The following is a 15,365-nucleotide window of genomic DNA, read 5'->3' on the forward strand; positions in this document are numbered from 1 at the left end:
GGTACGCCCTTAGGCAATCGGGCCACCCGGAAGTTCGGGCCGCCTGAGCGCTTCTTGCGGGAGACGGACAGGCGAGCGTGCTCGCCTGTTTTTTCATGGCCAGACAAGTAACAATCCGTAAGCGTGCAGCGCCGTAGGTATTACTTTGTCCGATAATGCGGCGGCGTGCGGCTGTTTTATGCCTTGTTGTTATCCCGCTATGCAATCGTTTTTGACAATTTCCTCTGCTACAATATGAGGTTGTCTAAAAAGTATTTGCGCGCACGACACTCATCTGGAATTTCACATCATGCAGAACACAACAAAAAGAGCGGTCATCACCGGTATCACTGGCCAGGACGGCGCCTATCTGGCGCAATTGTTGCTGGAAAAGGGTTACCACGTGACCGGTACCTTCCGTCGCGCCAGCTCCACCAATTTCTGGCGTATCGAAGAACTCGGCATTGCAGCGCACCCGAACCTGTCGCTGGTCGAATACGACCTGACCGACCTGGCATCGAGCCTGCGCCTGATCCAGACCGCGCAGCCGGATGAGGTCTACAACCTGGCGGCGCAAAGCTTCGTCGGCGTGTCTTTCGACCAGCCGCTGACCACCGCCTCGATCACCGGCCTGGGCGCCGTCAACCTGCTCGAAGCGATCCGCATGGTCAATCCGAAGATCCGCTTCTACCAGGCGTCGACCTCGGAAATGTTCGGCAAGGTGCAGGCGATCCCGCAGGTCGAGGACACCCCGTTCTACCCGCGCAGCCCGTACGGTGTGGCCAAGCTGTACGCGCACTGGATGACGATCAACTACCGCGAGAGCTACGGCATCTTCGGTTCCTCGGGCATCCTGTTCAACCACGAGTCGCCGCTGCGCGGCCGTGAGTTCGTCACCCGCAAGATCACCGATTCGGTCGCCAAGATCGTGCTGAACAAGCTCGACGTGCTGGAACTGGGCAACCTCGACGCCAAGCGCGACTGGGGCTTCGCCAAGGAATACGTGGAAGGCATGTGGCGCATGCTGCAGGTCGACCAGCCCGACACCTATGTGCTGGCAACGAACCGCACCGAGACCGTGCGCGACTTCGTCAGCATGGCCTTCAAGGCCGCCAACATCACCATCGAGTGGAACGGCAGCGGCGAAAACGAAACCGGCACCTGCAGCCAGAGCGGCAAGACCCTGGTGCGCATCTCGCCGAAGTTCTACCGTCCGGCCGAAGTCGAGCTCCTGATCGGCAACCCCGAGAAGGCCAAGCGCGATCTGGGCTGGGAGCCGAAGACCACCCTCGAAGAGCTGTGCGACATGATGGTCAAGGCCGACCTGCGCCGCAACGAACAGGGCTTCTCGTTCTGATCATGGCGGGCGCGATGAACGATGTCCAGCCTGAGACCGGCCCGCGCGAAGGCGAGGGCAAGCGCGCCCTGATCACCGGCCTGCGCGGCTTCACCGGGTATTACGTCGCGCGCGAGCTGGAAGCGGCGGGCTACCGGGTGTTCGGTACCGCCATGCCCGGCGGCGAGACCGGCGCCGACGTGCTGCCGGTCGACCTGTGCGACCGCGCCGCCGTCGGTGCGATGGTCGAGCAGGTGCAGCCGGACGTCGTGGTGCACCTGGCCGGCATCGCCTTTGTCGCGCACAGCAACGTCGAGCAGATCTACCGCGTCAACGTGGTCGGCACCCGCAACCTGCTCGAAGCGCTGGCGGGCGCGCGCCACAAGGCGTCCTGCGTGCTGCTGGCCTCGTCGGCCAACATCTACGGCAACGCCAGCGTGCCCGTCATCACCGAGGACGTCGCGCCGGCGCCGGCCAACGATTACGCCGTCAGCAAGCTGGCCATGGAATACATGGCGCGCCTGTGGATGGACAAGCTGCCGATCGTCATCGCGCGCCCGTTCAACTACACCGGCCAGGGCCAGAGCGACCAGTTCCTGCTGCCGAAGATCGTCTCCCATTTCCGTCGCCGCGAACGCCGCATCGAACTGGGCAACCTGGCGATCTCGCGCGATTTTTCCGATGTGCGCATGGTGGCGCGCAGCTACCGCAGGCTGCTTGCGGCCGCGCCAGCCGGCGAGGCCTTCAATATCTGTTCGGGGCGCAGCAACTCGCTGGGCGAGGTGATCGACCTGTGCGCCGAGATCGCCGGCTACCGTATCGAGGTGGAAGTCAATCTTGCCTTCGTGCGCGCCAACGATGTCCTGACGCTGTCGGGCAGCAACGCGAAATTGGCCGGAGTGATCGGGCCGATCGACCCGCCGCCGCTGCAGGACACCTTGCGCTGGATGCTCGAGGACGGATCCACCGCGGGCTAGTCCCGAGGGGCTGATCATGGACAGGCCGGCGTCCGGGCAGTCCGGATCGGCCCCCGCGCTACGGCCGCGCGCCTGTTCTTTCCCACACTACCTATGCGCGTCCTTCATTTCTACAAGACCTATTATCCCGACACTGTCGGCGGGATCGAGCAGGTCATCCGCCAGATGTGCGTCGGCACCGGCCGCCTCGGCGTGTCCAATACGGTGCTGTCGCTGTCGCGCGAAAAGAACCTGGTGCCGATCGCCTTCGAGGGCCATACCGTGCACCGGGTGCCGCTCGACTTCGAGTTCGCCTCGAACGCCTGTTCGGTGGCCTCGCTCGGCGCACTGGCGCGCCTGGCCGCCGAAGCCGATGTCGTGCACTACCATTTCCCCTGGCCGTTCATGGATCTGGCCCACTTCGTCGCGCGCGTGAAAAAGCCGACCGTGGTGACCTACCACTCCGACATCGTGCGCCAGAAGAACATGCTGCGCCTGTACCGGCCGCTGAAGCAGCGTTTCCTGCGCAGCGTGGACGCCATCGTCGCTACCTCGCCGAACTACATGGAATCGTCGCCGGTGCTGGGACGCTATCGCGACAAGACCCGCATCATCACCTATGGTCTCGACCAGACCACCTATCCGCAGCCGGATCCGGCGCGCCTGGCGCACTGGCGCGAGCGGATCGGCCCGAAGTTCTTCCTGTTCGTCGGCGTGCTGCGCTATTACAAGGGCCTGCACGTGCTGCTCGAAGCCGCGGCGGGAAGCGGCTATCCGGTCGTCATCGTCGGCGCCGGGCCGGAAGAAGCGGCCCTGAAAGCGCAGGCGCTCAGCCTCGGCCTGGACAACGTCATCTTCGTCGGCGCCGTGGGCGAGGAAGACAAGGTCGCCCTGCTGACCCTGTGCTACGCGCTGGCCTTCCCGTCGCACCTGCGCTCGGAAGCCTTCGGCATCTCGCTGCTGGAAGGGGCGATGTTCGGCAAGCCGATGATCTCCTGCGACATCGGCAGCGGCACCACCTATATCAACATCGACGGCGAGACCGGTCTGGTGACGCCGCCGGCCGACCCGCAGGCGCTGCGCGCGGCCATGCGCAGGCTATGGGACGACCCGCAGATGGCGCGCGAGATGGGCGCGCGCGCGGCGGCCCGTTTCCAGGAAGTGTTTACGGCGGAGCGGATGGCGGCCAGCTATACGGCGCTGTACCGCGAAGTGGTGGCGCGGCGCGCGGCGCCGGATCGCGTCTTGCCGGGTGTCGCGCCCGGCGCCGGTTCGGCAACGCCGGACTGAGCGAACCGGCGGCCTAGGTAATCAAGCCGCTTCCGCCCAGCGCAGGCGCACGGTGCGAACCGCCGGCAGCTGGGCGACGAACAGGTCGACCAGCGCCGGATCGAAGTGCTTGCCCTTTTGCTGCACCAGGTAGTCGACCGCTTCCTCCTCGCTCCAGGCGCGTTTGTACGGCCGGATCGAGGTCAGGGCGTCGAACACGTCGGCGATGGCGACGATGCGTCCGGTGAGCGGGATGGCGTCGCCCGTCAGGCCGTTCGGGTAGCCGCTGCCGTCGTATTTCTCGTGGTGGGTCAGCGCGATCTGGTGCGCCAGCTGCAGCATGCCGTCGCCATGTTCGCCGATGATCTCGGCGCCGATCGTCGCATGGCTCTGCATTACCTTCCATTCGTCGGCGTCGAGCGGGCCCGCCTTCTGCAGGATGCGATCCGGGATGCCGATCTTGCCGACGTCGTGCATCGGCGCCGCGTGCAATAAATCGTCCGCTTCCTGTTCCGACATGCCGGCCGCCAGGCCGAGAATCTGCGCGAAGTGGCTCATGCGGATCACGTGCAGGCCGGTCTCGTTGTCCTTGTACTCGGCGGCCAGACCGAGGCGCTGGACGATCGCCAGGCGCGAGGCTTTCAGTTCTTCCATCCGCACCAGCGACAGGTGGGTGCGCACGCGCGCGCGCACCACCGGCGGGCTGACCGGCTTGGTGATGTAGTCGACCGCGCCGGCCTCAAAGCCTTCGAGTTCGTCGGCGGTGTCGGACAGGGCGGTCACGAAGACTACCGGAATCGGTGCGGTAAGAGGATTGGCCTTCAGGGCCGCGCAGACTTCATAGCCGCTCATCCCCGGCATCATCACATCGAGCAGCACCAGGTCGGGGCGCTCCTTGTTCGCCAGTTCGAGGGCGCGCGCGCCGTCTTTGGCGAACAGCAGGCGGTAGTGATCCTGCAGGATCTGGCGCAGCAACTGCAGGTTGCTGGCTTCGTCGTCGACCGCCAGAATCAGCGGCTTGTTACTGGTCGTGCTCATTACATCGTTTCCTGTGGCATAGAGTCATCGTGCGCGTCGAGTTCGGCGATGGCGGCGTCGAGCTGCTGCTGGGCGAGGTCGAAATCGAAATCCGACAGCGCCGCCTGCACCTGGGTGACGCGGGCGGCGGCCGGATGGCCGGCCAGCGCGGCCGACAGGCCGGCCAGGGCCGCGTCGTCGAGGGCGCCGCGTCCGAGCGCCTCGCGCAGCACCTTGCCGGCGCGCAGGGCGCGCGGGAGGTCGAACGCGCTGACAGGCGACGGCAGCGCCTGCGACTGCGCCGGACGTTCGGCGCGGATCATCAGGATTGCCGCTTCATGGGCCGCCTCGGCCTTGGCCAGGGCGCCCGGCAGCAGGGCGACGCCGGCCAGCTGCTGGCCCTTGTCGCCTTCGGCCAGCTGTTCCAGTTCGGCCAGCGCATCGGCCAGCAGTTCGAGGCCGAGGTTGGCGGCCACGCCGCGCGCCTTGTGCGCCAGCATGCGCAGCGACGGGTAGTCGGCGCTGGCCAGGAAGCCCTGCAGGAACTGCGGCAGCATCGCGTGCTGGCTGTGGAAGTGCTCCAGCGCTTCGCGGTAGGCGTCTTCCTTGCCGCCCCAGCGGTTCACGCCGGCAGTGCGGTTCAGGACATGGCGTTCCAGCACCGGGGCGGCGTCGAGGCCGCCATTGCCGGATCCGAGGCCCAGCACGCGCGCGATCTCGTGCGACAGCGTGACCCAGTCGACCGGCTTCGAGGCGAAACCGTCCATGCCGACCTCAATGCTGGCGCGGCGGTGTTCGGGCAGCACGCTGGCCGTCATCGCGATCACCGGCACGCGGGCGCGGCCACCGGCCGCTTCCTGCTCGCGGATGCGGCGCGTGGCTGACAGGCCGTCGAGCACCGGCATCTGGAAGTCCATCAGGATCAGGTCGAATTCCTGGCTGCCGGCCAGCTCGACGACGGCGCCGCCGTCCGAGACGGCCGTGAGCGTGTGGCCGCGGCGCGCCAGCAGCAGCTGCAGCAGTTCGAGGTTCTGCGGCACGTCGTCGGCGGCCAGCACGCGCAGCGGCGGCAGGGCGGCGGCGGTGCGCACGCGCGCCTGCTGCGGCGCGAAGCGCGCCACCACCAGCGGCAGCACCACGTGGAAGGTCGTGCCTGCGCCGATGACGCTCTCGGCCCAGATCTTCCCGCCCATCAGCTCGACGAGCTGCTTGCTGATCGTGGTGCCGAGACCCGTGCCGCCGAAGCGGCGCGTCATCGAGGCGTCGGCCTGGGTGAACGGATCGAAGATCGCCTGCAGGCGCTCCGGGGCGATGCCGATGCCGGTGTCCTTCACGCTGAAATGCAGCATGCCTTCCTGCTGTTCGGCGCGCAGCAGCACGGTGCCGGCCGCGGTGAACTTGATCGCGTTGTCGAGCAGGTTGGTCAGCACCTGGCGGATGCGCAGCTCGTCGCCGCGCAGGTTGGTCGGCAGGGCCGGGTCGTAGTGGATGTCGACCTGCAGGCCCTTGGCACGCGCGTTCGCCGCCAGCGTCGAGGACAGTTCGTCGATCAGGGACAGCAGATTGAAATCGTTGATCTCGAGTTCGACCGCGCCTTTTTCCAGTTTCGCCGTGTCGAGGATCTCGTTGAGCAGGCGCAGCAGCGAGCGGCCGTTGCTGCGCACGGTATCGAGGTGGCGGCGCTGGTCGGGCGCGAGTTCGCCGTCGAGCAGGACGTCGGTGAAGCCGAGGATCGAATTCATCGGCGTGCGGATCTCGTGGCTCATGTTGGCGACGAAACTGGCGCGCGCGGCGGCGGCCTGCTCGGCCGCGTCCTTGGCCTGGCGCAGGGCGTCTTCCATCGTGCGGCGCTCGCTGATGTCGAGGATCACGCCGTCGAGCCAGGCCAGTTCGCCCGCCTCGTTGCGCACGCCGGTGCCGTTTTCCCACAGCCAGCGGGTGCTGCCATCGGCATGCAGCAGGCGGTATTCGACGAGATACGGACGGTCTTCCTGTAGCGCCGTCTGGATCGCCTCGGACACGCGCACGCGGTCGGCGGCGTGGATCAGGGCGCCGAAGGAGCGGCGTGGCGCGGCGCCGGGCGGGTCGCCGATGAAGTCGCGCGCCGGGTAGCCGGCCACGCGTTCGACCGCGTCGCTGATGAAGACCATCGGGTGCGCGCCTTCGATGCGGCTGCGGTAGGAGATGCCGGGGATGGTGCCGATCAGGGAGCGGAACTGCTGCTCGCTGTCGCGCAGCGCCGCCACCATCGCGCGCCGTTCGCTGATGTCGGTGACGAAGCAGACGAACAGCTCGCGTTCCTTGAGGCGCGCATGGCCGATCGCGACGCGCACCGGCACCAGGCTGCCGTCGCGTCGCACGGCTTCGACTTCGGCGCTGTTGGTGGCGTGGTAGGCGTCGCTGTCCTTCAGGTAGCCGAGCAGGCCGCTGGCATTGTTACGTTCGGCCTCGGTCATCAGCAGGCGCACGTTGCCGCCGATGATCTCGTCGCGGCGCCAGCCGAAGATCTTCTCGGCCGAGGCATTGAATTCCTCGACGGTGCCGTCGCGGTCGATTGTGATCACGCCGTCGACCGTGGTGGTGAGCAGGGCGCGCATCCAGGCTTCGCTGCGCGAGAGTTCGAGGTAGAGCTGGCGGTAGCGCAGCAGGCCGTTCGCGCCCAGCACGACGACCGTGAACAGCACCGTGATCAGGGAAATGGCCAGCGCCAGGAAAGTGGTATTCGACGCGACGACGGCGTTCGGGTCGACCGTGCCGACGAAACGCGAGGCGGCCATTGCGGTGTAGTGCATGCCGGTGACCGCGCAGCCCATGACCACAGCGGCCAGCAGCAGGCGCTTGCCTTCGGAAAGACGCAGGCGCTTCAGGCCAAAGCGCACCCACAGCGCCAGCGTGGCCAGCACGACGGCGACCACGATCGACAGGCCGAACATCAGCGGGTCGTAGCGCAGATCCAGGCTCATGCGCATGCCGGCCATGCCGGAATAATGCATGGCGCCGATGCCGGCGCCGACCAGCACGCCGCCCACGAGCAGGCCGCCGGCGCCGATGCGTTCACGCGCGATCAGGCTCAGCGCCACGAAGGAGGCGCCGATGCTCGGCAGGTTCGACAGGATCGTGATCATCGGGTCGTAATCGACCTGGGTGCACAAATTAAAGGCCAGCATGCCGATGAAGTGCATCGACCAGACGCCGGCGCCGAGCGCCAGGCTGCCGGTGAACAGGAACAGGTTGCGCTGGCGCGTCTGCTGGCGCGCCTGGCCGGCAATCTGCAAGCCCATCCAGGAGGCGAAGATCGCCACCAGCAAGGACAGCAAGACCAGCTTCGGATCGTAGATTCCGTAACTGAGCAGCGACGGATCGCTGGGCAACATGAAGAACGACATAGGGGTTCCGGCAGAGTGAGGGCCCAGAGCGGGCGGCAGTATCGTCAGTATGACATTTTCCACAGGGAAAGTCTTGTTTGGAATTATTGAAATTGCCGAAGTCACAAGCAAACTGTCGCGCCCTTGCCACCATATGGTCGAGCACGAAAGCGTGGCGAAGATAAGGACTTGCCAATACGGTATGCTGCCTGCATGCGGGACACTTATTGGACATGTCCTGGACGGGTGCGCGATATGTTGATTCGACAATTCCAATGGACGGCGCTGGCCGCGCTGCTGTTATTCGCTTGCGGCGCGCGGGCGGACGTCGGCGCCATGGCCGGGCAGCCGGAAGGCCGGCCCGCGGCCCTCTATATCACCACCGAAGCGGCCGCCCCCTCGAGCATGGAGGATGGCGAGGGCAGGGTGGTGGGCATCTCGACCGACAAGGTGCGCGCCGCCCTCGCGCGCGTCGGCCAGCCCTACACGATCGAACTGTTGCCCTGGAAGCGCGCCTACGCGGCGGCGCGCGAGCGGCCCGACGCCTGCGTCTACTCGACCACCCGTACGCCCGAGCGCGAGGGCCTGTTCAAATGGGTCGGCCCGATCGACAGCGCGGAATGGGTACTGATGGCGCGCGCCAACCGCCGCTTCGCCCTACGCACGCTGGAAGACGCGCGTCCCTACCGGATCGGCACCTATCATGGCGACGCGCGCGACCAGTACCTGCGCAGCCGCGGTTTCAAGGTGGACTCGGCGCACAACGAGCTCACCAATCCGCGCAAGCTGCTGCTGGGACGGATCGACCTGTGGGCGGCGGCGCTGCGCGCGGGCAGCCCCGTGCTCCAGCAAAACAACTGGGACGGACGGATCGTGCCGGTGCTGGTGTTCAACCGGATCGATGTCTTCCTGGCCTGTAACCGCGCAGTGCCGGACGCGCTGATCGCGCGCCTGAACGGCGCCTTCGCGGCGCTCGAGCGCGACGGCACGATGGGACGGATCGAACGCGCCTACGACGGGTGGACGGCCCAGCCCGCTGCCAGATAGTATCATCCAGCGATACCTGATAGTTCGCCTGGCGGTACTTTTGGCGCCGCTGTTGCCGGCCCGTGGCGGCTTTGACAGCATGGCTTCCGTTCATTCACGGAGGTACCATGCAACGCATTCTTCTGAGTTCCCTGTTCAGCCTGGCCCTGATAAGCGGGACGGCAAGTGCGGCTCCGGTAGGCGGCCCGTCGGCGCCCTCGCAGGCCAGCGCCAACCTGTCGGCCGTCGTCGTGGGCGGCTCGGTGCTCACGGTGGCGGTCGCCGGCAGCGTGGTCGTCGCCAGCGTGCGCACCGTTGGCGACATGCTCGAGATCGTGCTGGAAGGCGTGGCCGACGCCAGCCGCGCCACCGTGCGCGTCTCGGCCGCCACCGCCGGCGGCCTGTCGATCGCCACCGGCACCGTGCTGGAAGTGGTCACCGCTTCGACCGGGCAGGTACTGGTGATGTCGGGGAAGGCGATTGCCTTCCTGCCGAACGAAGCCGGCAAGGGATTGCTGCACCATGCGCGCGCGATCTGAGCCGCGGCGGGCGGCACGGCGGCTGCTGGCGGGCCTGCTGCTGGCCGGCGCCCTGAGCACTTTGCCGGCCCAGGCCGGCCAGGCCTGCGCCGACAAACCGCTGAGCGCGGGCGAGGTCGTCCGTTCGATGGACTTGGCGCAGCGCACCGTGCAGGCGCTCGAGGACAGCGGCGCCCGCGTCGTCCTGGTCTCGCGTGCCGGCCAGGACTTGAGCCGCTACGGCCTGCGCTACTCGCACATGGGCGTGGCCGTGCGCGACCATCCGCGCGGCCGCTGGACGGTCGTGCATGAACTCAACGACTGCGGCACGGCCGCCTCCGGCCTCTACTACGAAGGCATGGGCAATTTCTTCCTGACCGACCTGCACCGCTTCGAGGCGCAAGTGATCATTCCCGGCGCCGCTCTGCAGGAACGCCTCGCAGCCCTGTTCGCCACGCGCACGCCCTTGCGGCTGCACGAGCCGCGCTACAACATGGTCGCGTATGTGTACTCGACGCAGTACCAGAATTCGAACCAGTGGGTGCTGGAAACGCTGGCTGCCGCCAGCGCGCCGCCGGGCGAAGTCGCCACCCGCGAGGAAGCGCAAGGCTGGCTGAAGGAGATGCGCTACCAGCCAACGACGCTGGCGATCCCCGCCTCGACCCGCCTCGGCGGACGCATGTTCCGCGCGAATGTCGCCTTCGATGACCATCCTTTTGATCGGCGCATGGCCGGGCAGATCGATACGGTGACGACGGACGCCGTGCGTAAGCTGGTGCGGGCGGTCGATCCGCAGGCGCGGACCCTGGTGGTCGACTAGGTTGCAGCTTGCTGCAAGCGGCCGGCGGCTAGACTTGCGCCGTCGTGCAATCCTCGTCGTAGGCCTCGTCGATGAGGGGGCCGGCGGCGACCATGAGCCGGTTGACATACGGGTCGACGGCGGCCGCGCCGCGATACGCGACCGGTTCGTATTCATAAACCAGGCAGGGCAGCAGCGAATACTGGATGCCCAGCAGCAGGCGCGCGCGGCCGGCCAGCGGCATGCCCTTGTGGATGCCCTTGGTATCGATGAGGAAGGCGGTGCCCGCCGCCCCGGTCACGACGATCCCCGCGCCATGCAGGCGCGCGATGTCGGCGTCGGCATAACGCTGCATGCGCAGCGGCATGCGGTCGCGGTGGGTGCCCGGCACGTAATGGTGCGGGCCGGCGTCCATGTCGACCTCGGTCAGGTAGACCATCAGCTTGACGCTGCCCGCCTCCGAATCGCGATGAAAACCCTGGACGTCGACGTCGGGCCGGTCATCCGGAAACGACCAGCGCATGCCCAGCAAGGTAATGGTCGGCGTGTACCCGATATAGCTTGCCGCCAGGGCCAGCAGGGCAGGGTGGTTGGCCAGTTCCATGATATGCAGGCAATTGACGACATGCTCGAGCTCGTGGTCGCCGGTCGAGGTGCCTGGCGGCACAGCATCCACGGTAAAAGATTCGCCGCTACCACGGGTCGCCTTGATCCGCTTGCTGCGCATATGGGCAAGAATTTCGTCGCATTGCTGTCCGGACAGCAATCGGCCAAGCGGCAGATAGCCTGTTTCGCGCAACGCGACGACCGATTCGGACAAACCGCCGCTGGATGCTGCGCGTCCACGCAGGGCGCGTAGGCAGGCAATGGTCGTGAGCGTGGCTGCATGACGCAGGCGCCGGCTGGTCGTCAGCCGCTGCAGGTAATACGCCATCAGTTTCAACCGGGCATAGCTGGAACTGCTGCGCATGCTGATGTATTTCATCGTGCCCCTAGGAAACGCGTCAATTTGCAAAGAGGCTAAATGCCTATTGGCAATTTTACAAGCGAAATATTTCAGGGTTGCTGCAAGGGGAGGATGAGCGCCAGGGGCAGAGCTTTTGCTGAGCAATGAAAGAAAAAACCGCACGACCTTGCGGTGTGCGGCTTCAGCATTTCCTACTTAAATTTTTTGGTGCCGGGAACCGGAATCGAACCGGTACGCCTCGCGGCGCGGGATTTTGAGTCCCGTGCGTCTACCTATTCCGCCATCCCGGCAACGCGCTCCGCATTATCGCTGATTTGGATTGTAGCGGCAACAGTTTCCCAGCCTGAAACAGTGGACTGCGGCGCAGCCGGCGCGGGCGTGGCCTGAGGTGCCGGCGCCGTGCCGGCCAGGGCCGCCTGCAGGGTGCGCAGGATCGGGATCGGGCCGGTGACTTCGAGCGCGTGCGGGCGGATGCGCACGCTGACCGATTGCGCGCGCCAGGCGCCGGCGCCGGCCTTGAGGTAGCGGATGCGCTCAAGGCCGGCACGGGTTTCGACGAACCCCATCTCGCCGAGCACGCCGTCCAGCGTGGCGCGCATGTGGCAGGCGTGGAAGCGGGTGCTGATGTCGAGCCGGCCGGGGGCGCTGGCGCATAGCGGCAGGGCCAGGCCGGCCAGCACCGGCAACACGATCAGGGCGAGCGGCGTTTCCGGCGCCGCCGCGCGCAGGGCCAGCACCAACAGCGGGGTGCCGACCGCGAGGGTGAGGCCGTAGGCGGCCAGCGGGGTCATGCCGCGCAGGCCGGCGCAGCGGGGCGCTTGCACGATTTCCGAGAACATTACGCTTTTCATGTTGTCTCCTTCTAAGGGGGCAGAGCGAAATCGGCACGGCACCTTTGCCATTGTCGGCCCCGCTTACGCCCTGGAATTGATGTGACGCAAACAACCGGGCTGAGCGCTTGCCCATGGCATGGCGCGCTCGCGGCCCGGTCGCACGTCGACCTGACCGACGCAACGCCAACTTGCCGATGGAGGCACCATGAAACGACACTGGATCGTGCCGGGGGCCGCGCTCTCAGCCCTCCTCTTTGCCTTCCCGCCGGGCGCATCCCAGGCGCAGGCGCAGACGATCGAACGCAGCGTGGAGCTGGCGCTGGCGCCCGACGGGGCGGGCGGCTTCAATGCGGTGTTCGGCGACACTTTTACGCAGGCGCAAAGCGGCGCCGGCTTTGTCGACCTGTTTACTTTCCTTGTGAGCGGCACGCCTTTCGATGCCAGCGCCTCGCTGACCTCGTCCGTCCTCGATTCGCCTGGCTCGAAAGACCTGCAGATCACCAGCTTTTCGCTCTACCGTTACGATCCGCAGACGCTGGACGTGATCGGCAATGCGCTGGCCGGCATCGACCTGACGGGCACGGGCGAGAATTCCGTCGATTCCTGGACGGTGACCGGCCTGAACCTGGCCAGCGGCGCCTACGCGCTGCGGGTGGACGGAGAGGTAATCGGCGCGGCCGGCGGCAGTTTCGGCGCCGATCTGACGGTGTCGCCGGTGCCGGATGCGCCTGCCTACGCACTGCTGCTGGCCGGTCTGCTGGGCGGCGCGCTGGCCTGGCGCCGCGGGCTGGCGCTGGCGCCAAAAGAAAAGCCGCCCGGGAGGGCGGCTGGGGGCTGAACTATGGGCTGACCTGCGGGCTGACCGAACGCGCTCAGCGCGCGCGCCGGTACAGGCGGAAGCGCTCGTCGCGGTCGGAAGCACGCCGGCCTTCCCACAGCAGCGTGGCGCCGCGCGCATTCCAGGTGCGGAACAGGGCGCGGTCGTCGCGGGTCTTGACGTTGTCCTGCAGCAGCACATAATCACATTGAGCACCCTGAGCGCCCTGGCCGCCTTCGACGCCGGCGAACGGCAGGCGACCGAAGTAGGCAAACGAGGCACGCTGGGCCGGGGCGGCGTTCGTGTCGATGCAGTCGGCGTCGTGCGGCAGCCTGGCCGCGATCGCCTGTGCGACGCCGGCGTAGCTCTTGCTGTAGTTCAGATCCGGCAGGAACAGGGTCATCAGCAAGACCCACAGCAGGATCAGGCCGCTCGAGGAGAGCACCACCGCGCGCCACAGCACGGTGCGCTGGCGTGACACGCGCCAGCGCACCAGCCAGATCCAGCCGATCGACACCGCAGCCGCCACCGTGAAGGCGACGATGCCGAATTCGGGCGTGAAGCCGGGCACGAGCTTCAGCGCATTGTGCGACAGCTTGGCCGGCCAGCCGGTCAGCTTCGCGATCCAGAACAGCCAGACCAGGGCGGCGAGGGTGGTCAGGGCCATCACCGAGAACCAGTCGATGGCATTGATGGCGCCGCGCTTCATGGTCGGCAGGCCGAAGGCGGCCATCAGGGCCAGCGGCGGCAGGAGTTTCAGCAGATCTCCGTTTTCCGGTGTCGGATCGCACAGGAACAGGGCCGTCAGTGCGCCCAGGAAGGTCAGCGGCAGCACGATGTGCAGCATGTTTTCCTGGCGCCGCCAGGCCCAGATCGCCCAGCCGGCAAAGGGCCAGGCCGGCCAGAAGAACCAGACCCCGACCCGGAAGAAGGCCTTGACCGAGGTCCAGCCAGGCAGGGCAAGCTGCTCCACGTTCGAGACGAACCAGGTTGCGACCGGCGAGTCGCCATAGGGTTGCACCAGGCTGGTGGGCAGCACCCACACCAGCGTCAGGGCCACGGCGGCGCCGGCGGCCAGCAGCATGTGGCGCAGCGCGGTTGCGGCCGGCACGTGGAAGAAGCGCGTGCACAGCAGCAGGGCCAGCAGCAGGGCAAGCGGCGACAGCGGGCCGCGCGTCAGCGCCAGCGCGCCCAGCGACAGGCCGACCAGGGCGGCGTTGCGCGCGTTCGAGCTCTCGATGTAGCGCACCGCGCGGTAGAGGAAATAGGCGACCAGCGAACCCTGCAACGTGACGGCCAGGGTTTCATGGCTGTACAGCAGCAAACCAAGCGAGCCGAGGTAGATCAGTACCGTGGTATCGGCCAGGGTGCGGCCGTAGGCGTCGGGCTCGGGCTGGCCGCCGAAGGCCAGGCGAAGCGGCTGCGCTTCGGCGCGGCGCCCGAGGTGGAAAGCGGTGTACCAGAGCGACATGCCGCCCATCACGAAAATGCCGAGGTTCGACACGCGCGCGGCCAGTACGTCGCCCAGCAGCCAGCCGAACAGCTTGATGCAGAGGGCGCCCAGCCAGAACACGAGCGGGCCGTCCTCGGTGGCGGGCAGGCCGGCGATGTTCGGATACAGCCAGTCGTCCAGGCCACCGCGCGCCATCGTCCACATGATACCGAAGCTGCCGGCGTCGTCCTTCCACGGATCGCGGCCGATCAGTCCCGGCAGGATATACAGCAGGCCGAGCGCGAACAAGGCCCAGCGCGGCAATGCCAGCGTGGCGGCGGCGGGGAGGCGGACTGGTTTCATCGATAAGTCTGATGTGTGAAATTAACGTCGCGCTAGTATAGCGGGAATGAAAAGATGAAAAAAAAGAAGCCGGAAACCGGCTTCTTTTTCAGCACATCTGGAAGCGAACTTCCAATGCGGTATTGGCTGCTTAGCCGTTCGCGACCGAGGTCTTCGAACCGACGGCGCCGAACTTCTGGCGGAACTTCTCGACGCGGCCAGCGGTGTCGACGATCTTGTGCTTGCCGGTGAAGAACGGGTGCGATTCAGCCGAGACTTCGATCTTGACGAGCGGGTAGTCCTTGCCTTCGTGGTTGATCGTTTCGCGGGTAGCGATGGTCGAACGGGTCACGAATTTGAAGTCGCACGACACGTCATGGAAGACGACTTCGCGGTAATCTGGATGGGTTTCGGTTTTCATGTTTCTGCCTTGGGTTTGGTTGGTAGCCAAACAGCACTTCGTCGGTCGTCCTGCTTCTTGACCCGATTGCCGCTCACTTGCCAGTTGAACTGCTGAACCGACGATTATAAAACGGTTGCGGGTTCATGGCAACCGTGGGGGTGTTGCGGCGTTTACGCGGGCATGCCCGCCCTTACGTTACGCCACAGTTCGTTGAACTTGCTACGGGCGGCTGTGCACCGTAGGGCGGGCATGCCCGCGCGTAAACGATGCGCACCGCCTGCGGAAATAAAAAAAGGGCAGCCGCAG

13 protein-coding genes and 1 tRNA gene are annotated in these 15,365 nt (G+C 66.4%); 7 read left to right on the plus strand and 7 right to left on the minus strand.

Annotation, left to right across the window (positions count from 1 at the left end):
* Positions 1-289 precede the first annotated feature (289 nt).
* The 3 genes from gmd to ASF77_RS19720 all read left to right on the plus strand — a co-directional run bounded on the left by gmd (position 290) and on the right by ASF77_RS19720 (position 3,561).
* The gene (gene gmd, locus ASF77_RS19710) at positions 290-1,336 is read left to right on the plus strand and encodes a GDP-mannose 4,6-dehydratase (RefSeq protein ID WP_056343318.1); all 1,047 of its coding nucleotides are present in this window, start codon (positions 290-292) and stop codon (positions 1,334-1,336) included.
* A gap of 14 nt (positions 1,337-1,350) precedes the next feature.
* A complete protein-coding gene (locus ASF77_RS19715) occupies positions 1,351-2,292 on the plus strand; it encodes an NAD-dependent epimerase/dehydratase family protein (RefSeq protein ID WP_056344185.1) in 942 nt (313 codons plus the stop codon).
* Positions 2,293-2,385: 93 nt separating this feature from the next.
* Entirely contained in the window at positions 2,386-3,561 is a 1,176-nt protein-coding gene (locus ASF77_RS19720) for a glycosyltransferase family 4 protein (protein ID WP_056343320.1), read from the plus strand.
* Positions 3,562-3,582: 21 nt separating this feature from the next.
* Here ASF77_RS19720 and ASF77_RS19725 read toward each other — a convergent pair whose 3' ends face one another.
* Together ASF77_RS19725 and ASF77_RS19730 are read right to left on the minus strand one after the other, a co-directional pair.
* Positions 3,583-4,578: a two-component system response regulator gene (locus ASF77_RS19725; RefSeq protein ID WP_056343323.1), complete on the minus strand. Its 996-nt coding sequence runs from the start codon at positions 4,576-4,578 to the stop codon at positions 3,583-3,585.
* Positions 4,578-7,943 (minus strand): MHYT domain-containing protein, encoded by a 3,366-nt coding sequence (locus ASF77_RS19730; RefSeq protein WP_056343326.1) that lies wholly within the window; start codon positions 7,941-7,943, stop codon positions 4,578-4,580. Before ASF77_RS19730 ends, ASF77_RS19725 begins: the two co-directional genes overlap by 1 nt.
* A gap of 234 nt (positions 7,944-8,177) precedes the next feature.
* Here ASF77_RS19730 and ASF77_RS19735 point away from each other — a divergent pair, with 234 nt between their 5' ends.
* From ASF77_RS19735 to ASF77_RS19745, 3 genes are all read left to right on the plus strand, one after another.
* On the plus strand, positions 8,178-8,969 hold the full coding sequence (locus ASF77_RS19735; RefSeq protein ID WP_082493921.1) for an ABC transporter substrate-binding protein: 792 nt from the start codon (positions 8,178-8,180) through the stop codon (positions 8,967-8,969).
* A 107-nt stretch (positions 8,970-9,076) separates the two neighbouring features.
* The gene (locus ASF77_RS19740) at positions 9,077-9,487 is read left to right on the plus strand and encodes a hypothetical protein (protein WP_056343328.1); all 411 of its coding nucleotides are present in this window, start codon (positions 9,077-9,079) and stop codon (positions 9,485-9,487) included.
* Entirely contained in the window at positions 9,471-10,286 is an 816-nt protein-coding gene (locus ASF77_RS19745; protein ID WP_056343331.1) for a DUF2145 domain-containing protein, read from the plus strand. Before ASF77_RS19740 ends, ASF77_RS19745 begins: the two co-directional genes overlap by 17 nt.
* 28 nt (positions 10,287-10,314) lie before the next feature.
* Here the strand turns inward: ASF77_RS19745 and ASF77_RS19750 are convergent, their stop codons facing one another.
* The 3 genes from ASF77_RS19750 to ASF77_RS23820 all read right to left on the minus strand — a co-directional run bounded on the left by ASF77_RS19750 (position 10,315) and on the right by ASF77_RS23820 (position 12,083).
* Complete coding sequence (locus tag ASF77_RS19750; RefSeq protein ID WP_056343334.1) at positions 10,315-11,250, minus strand: phytanoyl-CoA dioxygenase family protein; 936 nt, start codon at positions 11,248-11,250, stop codon at positions 10,315-10,317.
* A 187-nt stretch (positions 11,251-11,437) separates the two neighbouring features.
* Positions 11,438-11,522: transfer RNA gene (locus tag ASF77_RS19755), tRNA-Leu, on the minus strand.
* Positions 11,505-12,083, minus strand: coding sequence for a hypothetical protein (locus tag ASF77_RS23820; RefSeq protein ID WP_082493922.1), 579 nt, complete (start codon positions 12,081-12,083; stop codon positions 11,505-11,507). Before ASF77_RS23820 ends, ASF77_RS19755 begins: the two co-directional genes overlap by 18 nt.
* A 187-nt stretch (positions 12,084-12,270) precedes the next feature.
* Here ASF77_RS23820 and ASF77_RS19760 point away from each other — a divergent pair, with 187 nt between their 5' ends.
* Positions 12,271-12,903, plus strand: a complete 633-nt coding sequence (locus ASF77_RS19760; protein WP_056343336.1) for an FxDxF family PEP-CTERM protein — start codon at positions 12,271-12,273, stop codon at positions 12,901-12,903.
* A 34-nt stretch (positions 12,904-12,937) separates the two neighbouring features.
* On the opposite strand, the gene ASF77_RS19765 is transcribed toward ASF77_RS19760, so the two are convergent.
* Positions 12,938-14,677, minus strand: a complete 1,740-nt coding sequence (locus ASF77_RS19765) for a glycosyltransferase family 39 protein (protein WP_056343339.1) — start codon at positions 14,675-14,677, stop codon at positions 12,938-12,940.
* A 130-nt stretch (positions 14,678-14,807) separates the two neighbouring features.
* Positions 14,808-15,077, minus strand: coding sequence for a type B 50S ribosomal protein L31 (locus tag ASF77_RS19770; protein ID WP_056343342.1), 270 nt, complete (start codon positions 15,075-15,077; stop codon positions 14,808-14,810).
* Positions 15,078-15,365: the final 288 nt, after the last annotated feature.

Source organism: Massilia sp. Leaf139 (assembly GCF_001424165.1).
Lineage (GTDB): Bacteria > Pseudomonadota > Gammaproteobacteria > Burkholderiales > Burkholderiaceae_D > Telluria.

Bases quoted from the DNA above. Each gene is read 5' to 3' on its own strand.
- gmd (WP_056343318.1), top strand. From the start codon at position 290: ATGCAGAACACAACAAAAAGAGCGGTCATCACCGGTATCACTGGCCAG.
- ASF77_RS19715 (WP_056344185.1), top strand. From the start codon at position 1,351: ATGAACGATGTCCAGCCTGAGACCGGCCCGCGCGAAGGCGAGGGCAAG.
- ASF77_RS19720 (WP_056343320.1), top strand. From the start codon at position 2,386: ATGCGCGTCCTTCATTTCTACAAGACCTATTATCCCGACACTGTCGGC.
- ASF77_RS19725 (WP_056343323.1), bottom strand. From the start codon at position 4,578: ATGAGCACGACCAGTAACAAGCCGCTGATTCTGGCGGTCGACGACGAA.
- ASF77_RS19730 (WP_056343326.1), bottom strand. From the start codon at position 7,943: ATGTCGTTCTTCATGTTGCCCAGCGATCCGTCGCTGCTCAGTTACGGA.
- ASF77_RS19735 (WP_082493921.1), top strand. From the start codon at position 8,178: ATGTTGATTCGACAATTCCAATGGACGGCGCTGGCCGCGCTGCTGTTA.
- ASF77_RS19740 (WP_056343328.1), top strand. From the start codon at position 9,077: ATGCAACGCATTCTTCTGAGTTCCCTGTTCAGCCTGGCCCTGATAAGC.
- ASF77_RS19745 (WP_056343331.1), top strand. From the start codon at position 9,471: ATGCGCGCGCGATCTGAGCCGCGGCGGGCGGCACGGCGGCTGCTGGCG.
- ASF77_RS19750 (WP_056343334.1), bottom strand. From the start codon at position 11,250: ATGAAATACATCAGCATGCGCAGCAGTTCCAGCTATGCCCGGTTGAAA.
- ASF77_RS23820 (WP_082493922.1), bottom strand. From the start codon at position 12,083: ATGAAAAGCGTAATGTTCTCGGAAATCGTGCAAGCGCCCCGCTGCGCC.
- ASF77_RS19760 (WP_056343336.1), top strand. From the start codon at position 12,271: ATGAAACGACACTGGATCGTGCCGGGGGCCGCGCTCTCAGCCCTCCTC.
- ASF77_RS19765 (WP_056343339.1), bottom strand. From the start codon at position 14,677: ATGAAACCAGTCCGCCTCCCCGCCGCCGCCACGCTGGCATTGCCGCGC.
- ASF77_RS19770 (WP_056343342.1), bottom strand. From the start codon at position 15,077: ATGAAAACCGAAACCCATCCAGATTACCGCGAAGTCGTCTTCCATGAC.